Origin of the sequence: Salinivibrio sp. ES.052 (assembly GCF_900141775.1) — a bacterium.
Taxonomy (GTDB): Bacteria; Pseudomonadota; Gammaproteobacteria; order Enterobacterales; family Vibrionaceae; genus Salinivibrio.
In genome coordinates this window covers 1,659,696-1,677,917 of the sequence record NZ_FSRI01000001.1, presented here as the reverse complement: position 1 = coordinate 1,677,917, position 18,222 = coordinate 1,659,696, and the positions used below count along the sequence as shown (strand labels likewise).

Annotated in this window: 18 protein-coding genes; 12 read left to right on the top strand and 6 right to left on the bottom strand. The window is 48.1% G+C overall.

Annotated elements, in window-relative coordinates; genetic code table 11:
* Nucleotides 1-42: 42 nt before the first annotated feature.
* The 5 genes from BUQ98_RS07760 to BUQ98_RS07740 all read right to left on the bottom strand — a co-directional run bounded on the left by BUQ98_RS07760 (nucleotide 43) and on the right by BUQ98_RS07740 (nucleotide 4,789).
* Entirely contained in the window at nucleotides 43-858 is an 816-nt protein-coding gene (locus BUQ98_RS07760; RefSeq protein WP_074213632.1) for a nucleoside-specific channel-forming Tsx family protein, read from the bottom strand.
* 221 nt (nucleotides 859-1,079) lie between these two features.
* Complete coding sequence (locus tag BUQ98_RS07755) at nucleotides 1,080-2,474, bottom strand: AmpG family muropeptide MFS transporter (RefSeq protein ID WP_074213237.1); 1,395 nt, start codon at nucleotides 2,472-2,474, stop codon at nucleotides 1,080-1,082.
* A 20-nt stretch (nucleotides 2,475-2,494) separates the two neighbouring features.
* Nucleotides 2,495-3,055 (bottom strand): peptidylprolyl isomerase, encoded by a 561-nt coding sequence (locus tag BUQ98_RS07750; RefSeq protein WP_074213236.1) that lies wholly within the window; start codon nucleotides 3,053-3,055, stop codon nucleotides 2,495-2,497.
* A gap of 2 nt (nucleotides 3,056-3,057) precedes the next feature.
* Nucleotides 3,058-3,627: a YajG family lipoprotein gene (locus BUQ98_RS07745; RefSeq protein WP_074213235.1), complete on the bottom strand. Its 570-nt coding sequence runs from the start codon at nucleotides 3,625-3,627 to the stop codon at nucleotides 3,058-3,060.
* A 25-nt stretch (nucleotides 3,628-3,652) separates the two neighbouring features.
* A complete protein-coding gene (locus tag BUQ98_RS07740; RefSeq protein ID WP_074213234.1) occupies nucleotides 3,653-4,789 on the bottom strand; it encodes a methyltransferase in 1,137 nt (378 codons plus the stop codon).
* 172 nt (nucleotides 4,790-4,961) lie between these two features.
* On the opposite strand from BUQ98_RS07740, the gene bolA reads away from it, so the two are divergent.
* The 10 genes from bolA (at nucleotide 4,962) to dinB (ending at nucleotide 14,116) form a co-directional block, all read left to right on the top strand.
* Nucleotides 4,962-5,273 carry a transcriptional regulator BolA gene (gene bolA, locus BUQ98_RS07735; RefSeq protein ID WP_074213233.1) on the top strand — a complete coding sequence of 104 codons (312 nt, stop codon included), beginning with the start codon at nucleotides 4,962-4,964 and terminating at the stop codon, nucleotides 5,271-5,273.
* Nucleotides 5,274-5,692: 419 nt separating this feature from the next.
* Nucleotides 5,693-7,033 carry a Na(+)-translocating NADH-quinone reductase subunit A gene (locus BUQ98_RS07730; RefSeq protein WP_074213631.1) on the top strand — a complete coding sequence of 447 codons (1,341 nt, stop codon included), beginning with the start codon at nucleotides 5,693-5,695 and terminating at the stop codon, nucleotides 7,031-7,033.
* Nucleotides 7,034-7,036: 3 nt separating this feature from the next.
* A complete protein-coding gene (locus BUQ98_RS07725) occupies nucleotides 7,037-8,278 on the top strand; it encodes an NADH:ubiquinone reductase (Na(+)-transporting) subunit B (RefSeq protein ID WP_074213232.1) in 1,242 nt (413 codons plus the stop codon).
* Entirely contained in the window at nucleotides 8,268-9,071 is an 804-nt protein-coding gene (locus BUQ98_RS07720) for a Na(+)-translocating NADH-quinone reductase subunit C (protein WP_074213231.1), read from the top strand. Before BUQ98_RS07725 ends, BUQ98_RS07720 begins: the two co-directional genes overlap by 11 nt.
* Nucleotides 9,064-9,696 (top strand): NADH:ubiquinone reductase (Na(+)-transporting) subunit D, encoded by a 633-nt coding sequence (locus tag BUQ98_RS07715; RefSeq protein WP_021024138.1) that lies wholly within the window; start codon nucleotides 9,064-9,066, stop codon nucleotides 9,694-9,696. The genes BUQ98_RS07720 and BUQ98_RS07715 overlap by 8 nt, the downstream gene beginning before the upstream one ends.
* 6 nt (nucleotides 9,697-9,702) lie before the next feature.
* Complete coding sequence (nqrE, locus tag BUQ98_RS07710; RefSeq protein WP_021024137.1) at nucleotides 9,703-10,299, top strand: NADH:ubiquinone reductase (Na(+)-transporting) subunit E; 597 nt, start codon at nucleotides 9,703-9,705, stop codon at nucleotides 10,297-10,299.
* Between the two features lie 31 nt (nucleotides 10,300-10,330).
* On the top strand, nucleotides 10,331-11,554 hold the full coding sequence (gene nqrF, locus BUQ98_RS07705) for an NADH:ubiquinone reductase (Na(+)-transporting) subunit F (RefSeq protein WP_074213230.1): 1,224 nt from the start codon (nucleotides 10,331-10,333) through the stop codon (nucleotides 11,552-11,554).
* An 84-nt stretch (nucleotides 11,555-11,638) separates the two neighbouring features.
* Nucleotides 11,639-12,655 (top strand): FAD:protein FMN transferase, encoded by a 1,017-nt coding sequence (locus BUQ98_RS07700; RefSeq protein ID WP_074213229.1) that lies wholly within the window; start codon nucleotides 11,639-11,641, stop codon nucleotides 12,653-12,655.
* A gap of 102 nt (nucleotides 12,656-12,757) precedes the next feature.
* Nucleotides 12,758-12,979, top strand: coding sequence for a (Na+)-NQR maturation NqrM (gene nqrM / locus BUQ98_RS07695; protein WP_074213228.1), 222 nt, complete (start codon nucleotides 12,758-12,760; stop codon nucleotides 12,977-12,979).
* An 84-nt stretch (nucleotides 12,980-13,063) separates the two neighbouring features.
* Nucleotides 13,064-14,116, top strand: coding sequence for a DNA polymerase IV (gene dinB / locus BUQ98_RS07690; protein ID WP_074213630.1), 1,053 nt, complete (start codon nucleotides 13,064-13,066; stop codon nucleotides 14,114-14,116).
* On the opposite strand, the gene BUQ98_RS07685 is transcribed toward dinB, so the two are convergent.
* Nucleotides 14,113-15,576 carry an aminoacyl-histidine dipeptidase gene (locus BUQ98_RS07685; protein ID WP_074213227.1) on the bottom strand — a complete coding sequence of 488 codons (1,464 nt, stop codon included), beginning with the start codon at nucleotides 15,574-15,576 and terminating at the stop codon, nucleotides 14,113-14,115. The two genes, dinB and BUQ98_RS07685, sit on opposite strands and share 4 nt — an antisense overlap.
* 722 nt (nucleotides 15,577-16,298) lie before the next feature.
* Between BUQ98_RS07685 and BUQ98_RS07680 the strand changes: the two genes are divergently transcribed.
* Nucleotides 16,299-17,591, top strand: a complete 1,293-nt coding sequence (locus tag BUQ98_RS07680; protein ID WP_074213226.1) for an NCS2 family permease — start codon at nucleotides 16,299-16,301, stop codon at nucleotides 17,589-17,591.
* Nucleotides 17,592-17,647: 56 nt separating this feature from the next.
* Nucleotides 17,648-18,103 (top strand): xanthine phosphoribosyltransferase, encoded by a 456-nt coding sequence (gpt, locus tag BUQ98_RS07675; protein WP_074213225.1) that lies wholly within the window; start codon nucleotides 17,648-17,650, stop codon nucleotides 18,101-18,103.
* Nucleotides 18,104-18,222: the final 119 nt, after the last annotated feature.

Below are 18,222 nucleotides of genomic sequence, written 5' to 3'. Positions count from 1 at the left end.
GAGCGGGGAGCACAGCGCCGGCAGGAGCCGGCGCTGGATAGATTAGAACTTGTAGGTCGCGCTAAGGTAGTGAGAAATACCCGAGCTTTCAGTTGTACCGGCATCTTCAATTAAGTAGACGTCATTGTACGCTTTTAGGCCGTAACCGAGGGCGTAGTTGTCTGAGTGCCAGTACAGGCCGTTAAACATCGCACCGCCATGGGTCGCCTGACTGCTGCCTTTAAAGGTATCGTCAGCACCGAATTGGTAATCGATATAACCTTGGTATGACAGGAAGCTGCCATTGTCGAAAAAGTGGAAAGGTTTAAACCAGTTAGTCGAGAACTGATAGCCATTCCAATCTTTTTTATTGATGTCATACAAGCCATAAAGGTTCATGCCCACTTTGCCAAACCAAGGTAGCTCAACATCGGCACCGACCCCCCAGAACGAGTTGTTAGTATCACTATCGCCACCGCCCCAGTTAAACAAGGTCGAGAAGTAGACTTCTTGTACGGGGCCAAACGACAAGTCTTGCCCAGTGATACCATCAATTGAGAAGCGTGGCGCTAACTTCATGAACGCTTTAGATGCACCTTTTTTATTGTTGTTACTGCTATCGTCTTCACCCAAGTCAAAAATATCCACATAACCATAGAGATCGACCACGCCTTTACGGCCGCCAAACTCCATTTCTAGATAGTTGTGGTCTTTATCGGTGTCATCACCAAATTGCGGCTTTTCGTTAATGGCATACATGGCATTAAACTGAAGCCATTTGTGATCATTTTTGTAAATGTCATCCGAGTAATCGGCGGCGTTGGCAACGGATACACCGCTGGCGGCGATAACGGCGAGTGCGAGTAGGGATTTTTTCATGGTGACTGCCTCTGTCTCATTGTTTTGTTGCGCGATGCGCATGGGATAAAAGCAGTATATTGATTTAGTTCACTGTAAAGAATGCAATAAAGATAGACACACAAATACACTGTGATCAGCTGCAGTTTGTAACGGGTTGCATAACAGTTTTATGTGATCTTTGTTAATTATTGATGGTCAGTGGAGCGCAATTTTTTGCACTCCACTGTGATATAGGGAGGTTAGTCGCGACGGGAATCTAGGCAGTGTCCAGATGGTTCACCATTTTGTGACGATGATCGACGGAACTGCCTGCCGATGTAGATCAGCATGACCAGACCGGGGATCACCATTAACGCGGTTATTACGAAAAATGTTGACCAACTATCCAACCAATCCACCATCATGCCGCTGAAAGAGGCGACCGTGGTGCGACCTAAGTTCCCCAAGGACGCGAGCAGCGCATACTGGGTGGCCGAGAAAGCCCGACCGGTCAGGAAGGTTAAGAAAGAGACGAAAGCGATGGTGGCAAAGGCTGAGGTGAAGTTGTCGACCAAGATGGCGCCAACCAGTAAGTGTTCGTCAGGCCCGACCATGGCAATCCAAGCAAACATGAGATTACTGGACGCCATTGCCACTCCACCGATAAATAGGCCCTTTATCACACCAAAACGCAGGTTGATATAGCTGCCAATCAGGGTATAGAACACGGTTAGTCCCCAACCCATCAGCTTGGAGTAGTACCCAATTTGCTCATTAGTGAAACCAATATCTTTGTAAAATACAATCGACATCCGGCCGAGAAAGGCTTCACCGAGTTTGAATAAAAAGACGAAAAGCAGCAGCGTTAGTGCAACCTTGACGCCATTGCGGCGGAAAAACTCGGCGAAAGGTTCAACTACCGTGACCGCTAACCATGCTCGAAGTCCACTGTAACCTTGCTCCAAGTAATGACGTGTTGCGGCATCCTGTCGCTGCTCTCGATCGCTTTCTGGCTCTTTGACGTAAAGGGTGGCTAGCAGCATTAAGCCGACAAACCCAGCCATAATCACATAAACATGATTCCACCCCATGGCATCAGCATTAATAAAGCCGATATAGCCAGGTACAGAATAGCCTGTCCACCAACCGATCACCGACATGGCCGAGGCGAGTGGGAATTTGTCCGTTTCGTGTTCGGCAAAGTTATCAATTCGAAAAGCATCGATAGCGATATCTTGGGTGGCAGACGCGAGTGCAATAGCAAAGATCAGCGAGGACAGCACCACGGTCGTCATCCAAGGATCAATGGCGGTTAAGCCTTGTAAATCGAGCTGCGATAATGCCAGTGTGGCAACTAACATCACAATTTGAGTTATTAGGATCCAGCTACGGCGCTGACCAAGCGGTTTACTCAGCCTAGGCACCTTGATTCTATCTAACAACGGCGCCCATAAAAAGTTAACTGCATACAGCACGAATACAGAACCAAATAAACCGATGGCAGTGCGTGACAGGCCTTCATCGGCTAACCAGCCGTTCAAGTTAGAACCTATCAATACCCAAGGGAAGCCGCTACAGCACCCCATTAAGAAAACGAAAAGTAAGCGACGATCGGCATAAGGAGCCAATGTCGCCTTAAACTTGGCTAACGGCATAGAGAGTCGCCTACTTAAAACTATTGAGAGGACATCTTGTAGATATCTGTAATAACAATCGGTTGTTGCGGCACATCTTGCATGCGTTTACTCGGAATGGTCACTGTCGGCTGTTGGGTAATGGTTTGAATCGTCGTAAACCCCTCGACGATGCGGCCAAACACGGTATATCCCAGCTTGTTAGGGGTGGCGTCTAAAAATCCATTATCACTGACATTGATATAAAACTGTCGCGTGGCAGAATCGGGATCTTGCGTGCGCGCCATCGCGATAGTGGCTCGGCGGTTTCTCAGACCGTTGGTAGACTCATTGTTTACTGTGTCGTAAACCGGACGACGTTTCAGGTTTTTATCAAAGCCGCCCCCTTGCACAACAAAGCGTGGGATCACACGATGAAACTGGGTGCCGACGTAACTGCCATCATCGACATAGCGTAAGAAGTTGGCCACAGTTTTAGGCGCTTTTTGTTCATTAAGCTTCACGGCAAAGTCACCCATCGTGGTTTCAACCTTAACCATGACACTGGCTTGCACCGGTGTAATCACCAGTGCAAGCACCCATAAAAGTGAAGGTAACTTCATGATTAAAAGTGCGCTTTCATGTGGTCAAGGAGTTGTTCATCATTAGCAATATCTTGTAAGACCGCTTCAAGCAGGTTGTTGAGCGCCATTTCAATATCATCAGGAGAGGCGCTGCTGACACCACTTTGGGTTGATTTACCCGTGTAACGTTTTACAAAGCGTCCGTCTGGAGATTCAGCCACCAGCTGAAGTTGTACTGATGCTTCCATATCATGTTTAAACACGGTGTGCTTTACACGTACCAAGGCATCAAGAATATCTAAGCGCAGTATACCTGGGCCATTAGCGACCACGCGGAATCCTTGTGAGGACAGCTGGCGTGACAAGGTATCTTCTAGCACAACACGCAAATTTTGACTTGCATGAAGCGGTTTGACGTTAGAGCGACCGCTATCAATCACAGCAACAAACTGTGCGGTACGCAAATCCTTACTCTTCACCACCACAGGAAGGTTGTTGACCTGTTGCTGATTCGATGACGCTGGAGACGGTGCAATGGTTAATTGTGGCTCGCGAGGTGTTGAGCAGCCAGCAAGGACCAACACGGCGGCGGCAATAATCAGTTTCTTCATGGGGTTCAGCATCCTTTTCTTAAAATTAGGCGTTTACTGCCTTGAGAATAACGAATTTTTTATTTGACGCAACGACAGAGGCATTACCAAAAAGACGTTTTAGCTTAGTATGATAGCCGAGATGGCGATTACCGATGACTAAAAGCGCACCATTCGTGGTCAGAACACGTTTTGCGTCACAAAACATTTGCCAAGCAATATGATCGGTAATGGCTTGTTGCTGGTGAAACGGAGGATTACAGAGTACCAAGTCAACGTCTTGGTGTTTAAAATCCGTAAGGCAATCGCTGGCTTCGCAGAGAAAGCGGTCGGGATCAATGCCGTGCGTCTTCAAGTTCCGGTTGGCACTCGCGATCGCCATATGGCTTTCATCGATAGCATGAATAAACGCTTCAGGATTATTACGTGCCGCTTGCACAGCTAAAACGCCATTGCCGCAGCCCAAATCCACAATGCGCTTGAGGCTACTATGGCTCGGGATATGTGGCAGCATCAGATAAGCCGCAATATCTAGCTTTTTTGCGGAAAAAACATTGGGCCAATTGGCTAAGCGCATTGAGAAGTCAGGGACATCCACATAGCTCATTGGATCATTGGTTTTTAATGGCTGGCCGTTTGGCGTAGAGAAAATCAATCGCGCTTTTTTCTTCGCTAACGACGTGGTTGTGGTACCGAGCCAATGTTCAAACTGATTAAGCGTTGACGTATGGATTTCTTTCGCTTTTGCGCCTGCGAGCACTAAGGTGTTTTCGTCGGTAATGCTGGCAAGCTGTTGTAGCTGCCAAGTCAGCATTTTATTGTTTTTAGGCACGCGCATTATCACTGCATCAATACCACTAGGAAAGGGATCCATGCTTGTTAATTGGGTGATACTAGGTAGCTGATTTTGCGTAATATTATCAATCGTAGCGCGTTGCGCAATGATGGAGTCACTGGCTTGGATGACGTCAAAGCCCTGTTGACTCGCCCAACAACTGAGAGCGCCAAATTGATCGTTAATGATCAAAATGCGTGCATTAGCACGTAATACCCAAGCGCTGGCGTGTTCAATCAAATACTCATCAGCCGCATCAAAGGCTTGTAAGGTTTCATTGTTTCGGCGCGGATAGCGATGCACTGTTAGGGCTGATTCGCGGCCTAGGATCGGGAGTTCTGTTTTCATGGGAGCGTTTGCGTCGTAAGTCACAGACTGCGTATATTGTCGCACTCAAGCAACAACTGCAATTTAAACCCGGGGTGAACTGTTTGTCATTGAACAAGAGGGCACTTCGATTCGCAATTTTATTGATAACGACTAAGATCTGGGCAACTTGCCCTGAATCGATGGGGAAGTCATGAAAATTCAAACGCAAATTATAGAAAAACTGACGCACGCTTTTGCGCCAGTTCACTTGGATGTCCGCAACGAAAGCTATATGCACAATGTCCCAGAAGGGTCCGAGAGCCACTTTAAGGTGGTTGTGGTATCGGATGAGTTTGATGGCAAGCGTTTAATACAGCGCCATCGTGCGATTAACACCACTTTGGCGGATGAGCTTGCCGGTGAGGTTCATGCGCTTGCTATCCATACTTATACGCCACAAGAGTGGCAAGCGCAGATACAAGCGCCGGACTCGCCAGCGTGTCGAGGGGGCGGACAAAAATAGTCACTGACAGTCAGGCTATTGGTGTATTGACTTTTCACGTTATGGCAACAAATTCTTACACAAAGATACGATAAGCCGTGTGTTAGTGCGTGTTAACTGACAGGGCACGATAAAGGCTTGAGTCAGGTGAAAGTCGCCTGTGGAGAGCAAAAAAACAACAGTAAAACTGTGAGCTTACAGCGAGCATTGTTTGTACAGGTATGGATAATTGCCACGCCCTAGTGACAATACCCATAGAATCCGTGCTGGGGTTGATGATAGAATATCGTGCTTAAAGACTAACCTAGGCTACCTTTGTGTAACTAAATGGTTAGCAGGATGTTGCGACGGTGCGCCCCAGGCCACCATTCAGTCGAAAGTCGTGTCTTTAACTGCGCAATAACAGAATTCTTTTTCCCGTTAATGTAGTGCAAGTGCGTATGATTACAATAAAAAAGGGTTTGGATATCCCCATCGCTGGGACTCCTACTCAGGTGATAAGTGATGGCCCAGCCGTCAAGAAAGTCGCCTTGCTTGGCGAAGAGTACGTTGGAATGCGCCCCACAATGCATGCGCGAGTGGGCGATGTAGTGAAAAAAGGTCAGGTGGTTTTCGAAGATAAGAAAAACCCTGGCGTGAAATTTACTGCGCCCGCAGCTGGTAAAGTGGTTGAAGTCAACCGCGGTGCCAAACGTGTTCTTCAGTCTGTCGTCATTGAAATCGATGGCAACGAGCAAGTTACCTTCAACAAGTACGAAGCGTCGCAATTGGCCTCTTTAGATCGCCAAGCCGTTGTAGACCAATTGGTTGATTCGGGGATGTGGACTGCGCTTCGCACCCGCCCATTCAGCCGCTCTCCAGCGATTGATGCGGTCCCTGAAGCGATTTTTGTCAACGCAATGGACACCAATCCGCTCGCTGCGGATCCAAAGGTGATCATTGACGAGCAAAAAGAGGCATTCATTGCTGGTCTTGACGTCGTTTCTCGCTTAACTGACAAAAAAATCTTTGTTTGTAAAGCCGATGTCGAACTTCCAAACAGCCAACAATCGAATGTAGAGCAACACGTTTTTGCTGGTCCTCACCCAGCAGGCTTAGTGGGTACTCATATTCACCACTTGCGTTCAGCGAGCATGGAGAAAATGGTGTGGCACCTAAACTATCAAGATGTGATTGCATTTGGTCATCTCTTTTTGACTGGTGAAATCAATACGGATCGTGTTGTGTCGATTGCCGGCCCAATGGTGAACAAACCACGCTTGTTGCGAAGCCAACTCGGGGCAAACCTGGATGATCTGATTGATGGCGAGCTGATGGCCGGTGAAAGCCGAGTGATCTCTGGCTCCGTACTTTCTGGCACCAAAGCGTCCGGTCCTCATGCTTATCTTGGCCGTTTCCATGTGCAAGTCTCGGTATTACGTGAAGGCAATGAGAAAGAGCTCTTTGGCTGGTTATCACCAGGTAAAAACCGCTTCTCAGTCACGCGAGCGTATCTCGGTCACTTGTTTAAAGGCCAACTTTTCAATTTGACCACCTCGACCAATGGTAGTGATCGTTCCATGGTACCCATCGGTAATTATGAGCGAGTGATGCCACTGGATATCGAGCCGACAATGCTGCTGCGTGATATCTGTGCTGGTGATGTGGATAGCATGCAACAGCTAGGCGCGCTGGAGTTGGATCCTGAGGATTTAGCCCTTTGTACGTTTGTCTGCCCAGGCAAGTACGAATTTGGTCCAATGCTCCGCGAGAGCCTGGAAAAGATTGAGAAGGAAGGGTAACAGATGAGCCTGAAAAACTTTTTAGAGCAAATCGAGCCACACTTTGAGCCAGGCGGCAAACACGAGAAATGGTTTGCCTTGTATGAAGCGGTTGCGACCATTTTATACACACCAGGCATGGTGACTAAAGCTGGTGCGCATGTGCGTGACAGTATCGATTTGAAACGCATCATGATTATGGTGTGGTTTGCCGTGTTCCCAGCCATGTTCTGGGGCATGTACAACACTGGTAACCAGGCCGTCATGGGTCTCATGGACTTGTACACAGGCGATCAGCTTGCTCAAGTGATTAATGGGAACTGGCATTATTGGTTAACCGAGTCCATTGCTGGGTCGTTAGCGGCTGCAGGCTGGGGAACCAAGACAATTCTTGGTGCTACCTACTTCCTACCGATTTATGCCACTGTTTTCATTGTTGGCGGTTTTTGGGAAGTCCTGTTTTGCATTGTGCGTAAACACGAAGTCAACGAAGGCTTTTTCGTCACCTCCATCTTATTTGCCCTTATTGTTCCGCCAACACTACCTTTGTGGCAGGCGGCGCTCGGTATCACCTTTGGTGTGGTCGTGGCAAAAGAGATCTTCGGCGGTACGGGTCGCAACTTCCTAAATCCTGCGTTAGCCGGTCGCGCTTTCTTGTTCTTTGCCTATCCTGCTCAGATTTCGGGCGATTTGGTGTGGACGGCAGCCGATGGTTATTCAGGTGCAACAGCGCTGAGTCAATGGTCGAGTGGTGGTGAAGGGGCGTTAATGCATAACGTCACTGAAAAAACCATGACTTGGATGGACGCCTTTATCGGCAATATCCCTGGATCGATAGGTGAAGTCTCAACTCTGGCCATCTTGATTGGTGGTGCGGCGTTGGTCTACATGCGTATCGCCTCTTGGCGTATCATTGTGGGTACGTTTGTGGGCATGGCCGCGGCAGCGACCTTGTTCAATCTGATTGGCTCAGACTCAAACCCAATGTTCAGCATGCCATTCTATTGGCACTTAGTCTTGGGTGGCTTTGCCTTCGGTATGATGTTCATGGCTACCGACCCGGTATCTGCCGCGTTTACCAACAAAGCGAAATGGTGGTATGGCGCACTGATCGGTGCCATGGCAGTAATCATTCGTGTGGTAAACCCAGCATATCCAGAAGGTATGATGCTGGCGATCCTGTTCGCTAACCTGTTTGCGCCTCTGTTCGATAACTTGGTGATTCAGGGCAACATCAAACGGAGACTGGCTCGTAATGGCAAGTAGTAACGATAGTATTAAGAAGACGCTGATCGTTGTGATCGCGTTGAGCTTGGTGTGCTCAATCGTGGTTTCCGGAGCGGCGGTGGCGTTACGTCCTTTGCAGCAAATGAATGCAAAGCTGGACGTACAAAAAAACATCCTTTCGGTCGCTGGCGTCGAAGTGGCAGGTGGTAAGAGTGCGATTAACGATGCATACAAAAAGTACATTGAAACGCGCTTAGTTAGCCTTGAAAAAGGGGAATATATTAGCCCTGACGCTGTCAATGTCGATGAGGCTGCTGATTACGATCAGCGTGCGGCAGCGAAAGACCCTGAATTGTCGAAAAAACTCAGTAGCGATGAGAATATTGCGGATATCGGTCGCCGTGCTGATGTCGCGAAAGTCTACGTGGTGAAAGACGATTCGGGTGAAGTTCAACGGCTTATCTTGCCCGTTAAAGGCTCTGGTCTTTGGAGCATGATGTATGCCTTCGTGGCGGTTGAACCGGACGGTAATACGGTGGCTGATATCGTTTATTATGAGCAAGGGGAAACCCCAGGCTTGGGTGGCGAAGTTGAAAACCCTAAATGGCGCGCGAAGTGGGACGGTAAAAAGCTGTTCAACGAACAAGGCGAGCCGGCTATCAAAATCGTCAAAGGTGGCGCACCTCAAGGTAGTGAGCACGGTATTGACGCGCTTTCTGGTGCAACGCTGACCAGTAACGGTGTTCAGAATCAATTTAACTTCTGGCTAGGTGATTTGGGCTTTGGCCCATTCTTAGCAAAAGTTCGTGAGGGAGGCCTGAGCAATGGCTGAAGCGAAAGAACTGAAGAAAAATCTGCTGTCACCGGTGCTAGACAACAACCCGATTGCCTTGCAGGTTCTCGGTGTATGTTCGGCACTGGCGGTGACCACGCAGATGCAGACAGCTTTTGTTATGACACTGGCGGTTATGTTTGTAACAGCCATGTCGAACTTTTTCGTGTCGCTGATTCGCAACCATATTCCTAATAGTGTACGTATCATCGTCCAAATGGCGATCATCGCCTCATTAGTGATTGTGGTTGATGAAACGCTTAAAGCGTTTGTCTATGACATTTCTAAGCAGTTGTCGGTATTCGTCGGTCTCATTATCACTAACTGCATCGTGATGGGACGCGCAGAAGCCTATGCAATGAAGTCATCACCGTTGCCCTCCTTTATGGATGGTATTGGTAACGCATTGGGTTATGGTTTCGTTCTGATGACAGTCGCTTTCTTCCGTGAGCTGCTTGGCTCTGGCTCTGTCTTTGGCGTATCAATCCTGCCGGTGGTAAGCGAAGGTGGTTGGTATCAGCCTAATGGTATGATGCTATTGGCCCCCTCTGCATTCTTCCTTATCGGCTTTTTGATTTGGATTGTGCGTACCTTCAAACCAGAACAAGTTGAAGCCAAGGAGTAACAGCACATGGAACATTATCTAAGCCTGCTGGTGCGTTCAATTTTTATTGAGAACATGGCGCTGGCATTCTTCCTCGGCATGTGTACTTTTTTGGCGGTGTCTAAGAAAGTAAAAACCGCGTTCGGTCTCGGTGTCGCTGTCGTTGTGGTATTGACTATTTCAGTACCGGTTAACAACCTGGTTTATAACCTTATCTTACGTGAAGATGCGTTAGTCAAAGGGGTGGATCTAAGCTTTCTAAACTTTGTGACTTTTATCGGTGTGATTGCCGCCTTGGTCCAAATTTTGGAGATGGTTCTCGATCGATTCTTCCCGCCACTTTATAACGCCCTAGGTATCTTCCTGCCATTGATCACAGTGAACTGTGCCATCTTTGGTGGCGTATCATTTATGGTACAGCGTGATTACAACTTCGCTGAGTCAGTGGTTTATGGCTTTGGCTCTGGTGTGGGCTGGATGTTAGCCATCGTCGCCCTTGCGGGGATCCGTGAGAAGATGAAGTATTCAGATGTGCCGCCTGCACTGCGGGGATTGGGGATCACCTTCATCTCTGTGGGCCTGATGGCGTTGGGCTTTATGTCTTTCTCTGGTGTGCAATTGTAAACCGGGTAAACTGCGAGGAAAGGAATAGTCAATGGACATTATTCTTGGTGTAGTGATGTTTACTCTGATTGTGCTGGCATTGGTTCTGGTAATTTTATTTGCCAAATCCAAGCTGGTACCAACCGGAGACGTCACAATTGATATCAATGACGATCCTGAAAAAGCGATCGTGACTCAACCAGGCGGCAAGCTGCTTGGTGCACTGGCTGGTGCGGGTGTATTTGTTTCTTCTGCCTGTGGTGGCGGTGGTTCATGCGGACAATGTCGCGTGAAAATTAAAGACGGTGGTGGTGATATCCTCCCAACCGAACTTGATCACATTACCAAAGGTGAAGCCCGCGAGGGTGAGCGTCTGTCATGTCAGGTTGCGGTTAAGCAAGACATGAAAATTGAGCTTCCTGAAGAAATTTTTGGTGTGAAGAAGTGGGATTGCGAAGTTATCTCTAACGATAATAAAGCCACTTTTATCAAAGAGTTGAAACTGCGTATCCCAGATGGTGAATCTGTCCCATTCCGAGCGGGTGGCTACATTCAAATTGAAGCGCCAGCGCATCACATCAAATATTCGGATTTCGATATCCCTGAGGAATATCGAGAAGACTGGGAGAAGTTTAATCTTTTCCGTTACGAGTCGAAGGTCGATGAAGACATTATTCGTGCGTACTCTATGGCTAACTACCCGGAAGAAGAGGGTATTATCATGCTTAACGTACGGGTAGCGACGCCACCACCACGTAATCCAGACGTACCGCCTGGCCAAATGTCGTCTTATATTTGGTCACTAAAACCGGGTGACAAGTGTACGATCTCTGGTCCGTTTGGTGAGTTCTTTGCCAAAGATACCGATGCGGAGATGGTATTTGTTGGCGGTGGTGCCGGTATGGCACCGATGCGCTCACATATCTTTGACCAGCTTAAGCGCCTGAACACCGATCGTAAAATTACTTTCTGGTATGGGGCGCGCTCTAAGCGTGAAATGTTCTATGTTGAAGACTTCGATATGCTTCAAGAGCAAAACGATAACTTCAATTGGTATTGTGCGCTATCAGACCCATTACCCGAAGATAACTGGGAAGGCGACACCGGCTTTATTCACAACGTGCTGTATGAAAACTATTTGAAAGATCATGAAGCGCCGGAAGACTGTGAATACTACATGTGTGGGCCACCAATGATGAACGCAGCCGTGATTGGTCTGCTGAAAGACTTGGGTGTTGAAGACGAAAATATCTTGCTGGATGATTTCGGCGGATAAACACTGGTTATCTGTTTTACCTTTTAATGGCTGGCCTCAGGGCCAGCCATTTTACGTATTAATCCGATGTCGAAGGACACCACTATGAAGAAGTTTTGGTTACGCTGTGCAACAGTGATTGCCGTGGTTGTTGGCCTTGGCGGCTGTGAACGTTCCCCTGAGCTCGTGCACCTAACGGGCGAGACGATGGGGACCTATTATTCGATCAAGTATATCGCCACGGAGTCCTCTCCCTCGCCAGATGTTATTCAAGCCGACATCGACAAGCGCTTAGAAACCGTCAACGACCAGATGTCGACGTATCGTGATGACTCTGAGTTAAGCCAATTTAACCAGCATCAGGCTGATTCTGCGGTCACCGTATCTTCCGCCACTGCGACGGTTGTCAAAGAAGCGATTCGGCTCAATACGTTCACTCAAGGTGCACTAGATGTCACGGTGGGTCCTTTGGTTAATCTTTGGAGTTTTGGGCCCGAAAAACGACCGGAGAGTATTCCTACTGATCAAGACATCGCATCACGTATGACGATGACTGGCTTGGAACATCTACGGTTGGAAGGTAACACGTTGACCAAAACCAACCCGGATCTGTATGTCGACTTGTCGACCATCGCGAAAGGGTACGGCGTAGATGTTGTCGCGAACTATCTTGGCAGCTTAGGCCTGAATAACTATTTGGTTGAGATTGGTGGTGAGTTACAATTAAAGGGTGTCAATCAAGACCAAGTCCCATGGCGTATTGCCATCGAAAAACCGAGCGCAGGGACACAATCGGTGCAAGAGATCATTGAGCCGGGTGATATGGCGGTCGCGACCTCTGGGGATTATCGTAATTACTTTGAGCATGACGGGGTGCGGTATTCGCACATCATTGACCCTGATACAGGACGCCCGATAAACCATCACTTGGTATCCGTCACGGTATTAGATCCGTCTTGTATGACGGCGGACGGGTTAGCCACAGGCTTTATGGTGCTTGGGCCAGAAAAAGCGATGGAGCTAGCCCATCAGGCTAATATTCCTGCTTTCATGGTGATTAAAACCGACGATGGGTTTGAAGAAATCGCTTCTGAGGCATTTAAACCCTTTTTAAAGCGTTAGTGCTGAACCAGCATTGACGTATAAACTCGCATTAAGCGTGTCACTAGCACCAAGCGCCCAACGGGTGCTTGCGTGTGACTACCCAATAATAGGTGAGCAATTATGTCAGTCTTTCTTATCACCTTCGCCGTCTTCATTCTTGTTATTGCAGGTATGTCAATCGGCTACATCGTACAGCAAAAAACCATTAGTGGTAGCTGTGGTGGGTTAGGGGCTATCGGTATCGAAAAAGAGTGTGATTGCCCTGAACCGTGTGATGCACGAAAAAAACGTGAAGCGCGCGCAGAAAAAACGCGTGAGTGGAAGAAAAACCAAATTATCTAGCACAGGTATTCTCCATCTAGGAGAGTTACGCCTGCGGACGACCATAAACGTCCAGTGATGATGTCTTATGAGAAAGGCCGGGTAATGAGCAAAAAAATTATCCATATTGATATGGATTGCTTTTATGCTGCCGTAGAAATGCGGGATAATCCGGCCTTACAAGCGATCCCCTTAGCTATTGGCGGCTCCGCTGATGGTCGCGGTGTTATTGCGACCTGTAACTACCCTGCCAGACGGTTTGGGATCCGATCGGCAATGGCGACGGCCCAAGCACTTAAGCTATGTCCTGGTTTGACGGTCATGCGTGGTGATATGGCTAAATACCGCCGAGTATCACAGCAATTACATGCTATTTTTCATCGCTATACCGATATCATTGAGCCCCTTTCCTTGGACGAAGCTTACCTCGATGTCACCCATACTGAGCGTTATCACAACTCGGCAACGCTCATGGCAGACGCGATCCGGAAAGATATTCAGGCGGAGTTGGGGTTAACTGCATCAGCGGGAGTTGCGCCGGTCAAATTTGTGGCAAAAGTGGCGTCTGATAAAAATAAGCCGGATGGGATTTGTGTGGTATCGCCTGATCAGGTCGATGATTTTGTTCGTGATCTTCCTTTACAGTCTATTCCTGGTGTGGGGAGAGTCACCTTGACTAAACTTCACGAATGTAACCTTTTTACCTGTCATGATATCCAAACCTCAGAGCAATCAACGCTGATCCAACGATTCGGCAAATTTGGGGCGGTATTATGGCAGCGCGCTCATGGCATCGATAGGAGAGAGGTGGAAGTCGAACGTATTCGTAAATCCGTTGGGGTTGAGCGCACACTCTCCGAAGACATTGATCAGCTTGACAACTGTTTACCTTGGATTGAGCGTTTATACGATGAGTTATTGATTCGATTAGAGAAAGCCGATGCAAATGGCCGTATCTGCCGGCAAGGGATCAAGATTAAATTTAACGACTTTCAAACCACCACGGTCGCACATCGGTGTGAGTCCTTGGATAGGGCGTTGTTCGATACCTTGTTACACGAAGCCTTTTATCGCGGTGAAGGGCGAGGTATCCGCTTGATCGGTTTATCCGTCGGTTTGGGGGACGATAATGCCCCCCAACTCAGTTTACTTGGTTAATCGGCTTTGGCTGGAATCGCTTTTAAAATCGCTTGCATTTGCTGCCAATAATGTCCGACGCTCTTGATGTCTACTTTTTCATCAGGAGAATGAGGGAATTTAATGGTGGGACCGAATGAGATCATATCCATAGTCGGATAGGGTTGTTTAAACAGACCACACTCAAGCCCTGCATGAATCACCATGATATCGGGTTTACGTTGATAAATCCCTTCATAGGTATCGCGGAAGATATGCATGATTTGTGAATCTGGGTCAGGCTTCCAGCCAGGGTATGCGCCTGAGAACGTAACGCTAACATTCGCCAAGCTTGCCAATGATTGCAGCATTCCTTGAACTCTTTCTCTGCCTGAATCAATCAGAGAACGGATTAGGAATAGGGCTGTGATTTTATCATCTTCCGTATTGATCACACCGAGGTTGAGTGACGTTTCGACCACGCCTGGAACATCATCGCTCATTCTTACCACGCCGTTAGGTGCGGCATTTAAGGCGGCTAATAAGCGTGATTGCACAGCGCGTGTCAGTGGTGCGATCGGATTATCGCTCGCTTCCATGATAACGGTGACCTGACCTTCCAAACGGTCGAGCTCATCTTTCATTAGCATCGCGAATTGGTCGATTGCCGCTGCGAGCTGTTCTTTTTGCGAAACAGGCACGGCGATATCAGCAAAGGCTTCACGAGGAATCGCGTTACGCAACGTGCCACCACGTATTGCAATCAGGCTCATGTCTACCTCACCGAGGTGATGACTTAGCAGGCGAGCCAGTAGTTTATTGGCATTGGCTCTTCCTGTATGGATATCGACGCCAGAGTGTCCGCCTTTTAGCCCTTTAATACCAATCGTGAAACGTGCTAGCTCATTCGCTACTGATTGTCGTTCAAGAGGGAAATGCATGCTGGCATCGACGCCGCCGGCACAGCCCATATAGACTTCCCCTTCTTGTTCCGAATCCGTGTTGAGCAAGATGTCGCCTTCTAGCCACCCGGCTTCCAAGCCAAATGCGCCATCCATTCCGGCTTCTTCATTGGTCGTCAGCAAGACCTCAAGAGGGCCATGTTCGATGTCATCTGCATCTAATACGGCCAGACAAGATGCCATCCCCATACCATTGTCTGCTCCCAGCGTGGTGCCATCGGCAGTTACCCAGTCACCATCCACATAAGGGCGAATGGGGTCACGGGTAAAATCGTGATCCGTATTTTCATTTTTCTGCGGCACCATATCTAGGTGGGCTTGCAGAACCACCCCTTTACGGTTTTCCATACCGGGGGTTGCAGGCTTCCGAATAAATAGGTTGCCCGCTTTGTCCTGGCGGACGTCTAGGCCTCGTCCTTTTGCCCAGTCGATAATAAATTGGGCAAGCTGTGACTCGTGATAAGAAGGATGGGGGATAGCACAGATTTGGTCGAAAAACGCCCAAACCGGGCGAGGTGATAATTGGCTGATTTCAGACACGGTAGACTCCATTATATTTTATGGTTGGCCTTTTATGCAGCAGGCCTCACTGAAATGGAAAAACAAACCCAAGCATATCACTGTCGGTGTAGTGGCAACAGTCATAGGCTAAAACTGATAAGTGCCAACTTTATTAGGCGAAAATGATGTAACTTAATTACATATATGAATCTTTTGTGACTTATGTCACTCTAGGTCTTGTAAATAAATTACTGTTGGTTTATTATCTAGACATTGGCAACATCGCTTGCCAGTTGTTCATGGAGTGAACCCGAGTATTCGCCTCCAAGGAACCGAGATAAATGTGAACAACATTGGTTTAAACTTGAGAGAGGTAAAAATGGAAGGCATGGTATCAAGCTACTACTGGAATCAGCAGTCAGTCTACACCCAAGGTTTTACGTATCCGGCATCGTTCGGGTACCGAAAGTAAGTTTTACGATTCCCCCGCTCTTACAGAGATATTTCTGATCCAGAAGCAAATGCTTTCATTCTGGCGCCACACACAGTGTGGCGTTTTTTTTATCTGGAAGCTGCTGCTATCTAGTTATACTGATGATTTTGATAGTGACTTACTCCCATCACTGATATTTACCGCCATTCCTGCCTTTTACGCTGGAAATTTCCGTCACCGATCGGTAATATCTGCGCCAAAATTTAGCACGCAAACGTTTTCCTTTTGGTATCTAGCGATACATCACTTTTAGTTTGGGATAAAACCGATGTTAGAGCGTTTATTTAAACTTAAGGCCCATGGCACTGATCTTCGTACTGAGGTGATTGCTGGGTTTACAACCTTTCTTACAATGGCGTACATCATTTTCGTCAACCCATCGATTTTGGCTGAAACGGGAATGGATAAAGGCGCAGTCTTTGTTGCAACCTGTCTCGCTGCAGCGATTGGTTGTTTGGTGATGGGAATTGTGGCGAATTACCCAGTAGCACAAGCGCCAGGTATGGGGTTGAATGCCTTTTTCACCTATACGGTGGTCTTGCAGATGGGGCACTCATGGCAAGTTGCTCTGGCTGCGGTCTTCATCTCTGGGCTGTGCTTTATTTTGCTGAGCCTATTGCGGGTGCGAGAATGGATAATCAATTCGATCCCTATGTCATTACGAACAGGGATTTCTGCAGGCATTGGACTGTTCTTAGCGTTGATTGCGTTGCAAAACGCGGGGATTGTGGTTGATCACCCTGCAACATTGGTTGCTCTAGGCGATGTCACCTCGTTTGCGCCGGCTATGGCGGCATTGGGTTTCTTTCTCACCATTGGTTTAGTACATCGTGGCTTGAAGGGCGCGGTGATGATTGCCATTTTAGCCGTGACTATCATTGGCATTGTTGCTGGTGATGTACCATACAGCGGTATCATGTCGGCACCACCAAGCTTAGCACCGACCTTTATGCAACTGGATTTTTCTGGGGCTCTGGAAGTAGGGTTACTGTCGATTGTGTTTGCATTTTTATTTGTGGACCTGTTTGATACGGCTGGAACCTTAGTGGGTGTGGCACAGCGCGCGGAACTTTTGGATAAAGATGGTAAACTACCGCGCTTAAATCGTGCATTACTGGCAGATAGTACCGCGACATCGGTCGGGGCGCTTTTAGGCACGTCAAATACAACGTCTTATATTGAGAGCGTATCAGGGGTCGCTGCAGGCGGTCGTACTGGGTTAACTGCTGTTGTGGTTGGTATCCTGTTTGTGCTGGCACTCTTTTTTGCACCGCTTGCGGGAATGGTGCCTGCCTATGCGACAGCAGGCGCACTGTTTTATGTAGCGATCCTGATGATGTCGGGCTTGGTTAGCATTAACTGGCGTGATCTTACTGAGGCGGCACCTGTTGTGGTGGTGTGTTTGTTGATGCCGCTGACGTATTCGATTGCAAGCGGTATTGGGCTTGGCTTTATTGCATTTTGTGCCGTGAAAACCTTTGCGGGCAAAGGGCGAGAAGTCCCTGTCAGTATTTGGATTTTGGCGGGGTTGTTCTTACTCAAGTTCGTTTTCTTGGTGTAAAACAACTGCCCACATTGACGTTATAATAAGGCGAGAGTCGCCACGAGGTTTTCACCATGAGCAATAAGTTTATTATCACTTGGGACACGATGCAGATGTACACGCGCCAATTAGCGGAAAAGCTGCTACCCGCGGAGCAATGGCAAGGGATTATTGCCGTGAGCCGCGGTGGTCTCGTCCCTGCGGCGATTCTTGCCCGTGAACTGGGTATTCGTCATGTCGACACCGTGTGCATTTCAAGTTATGACCATGATCATCAACGCGACATGCGCGTGGTGAAGCAAGCTCCTGGTGATGGTGAGGGGTTTATCGTGGTTGATGATCTCGTCGATACGGGTGGCACTGCAGAGATGGTTCGCCAGTTATACCCAAAGGCACGCTTCGTGACCGTGAGTGCGAAACCCGCTGGTAAGTCTCTTGTTGATGATTACGTCGTGGATATTGCCCAAGATACGTGGATTGAACAACCCTGGGATATGGCTGTCAGTTATGTCGAGCCGATAGCTAAATAATGAAAGAGAAACTGCTTACAAAAAAGCGCCGCATTTTCACGCGGCGCTTTTTTTATATAGCGTGTGATAAGTGCTGAAAATCATGGTCTTGATGTGTGTATGGTTTAAACTAACATCAC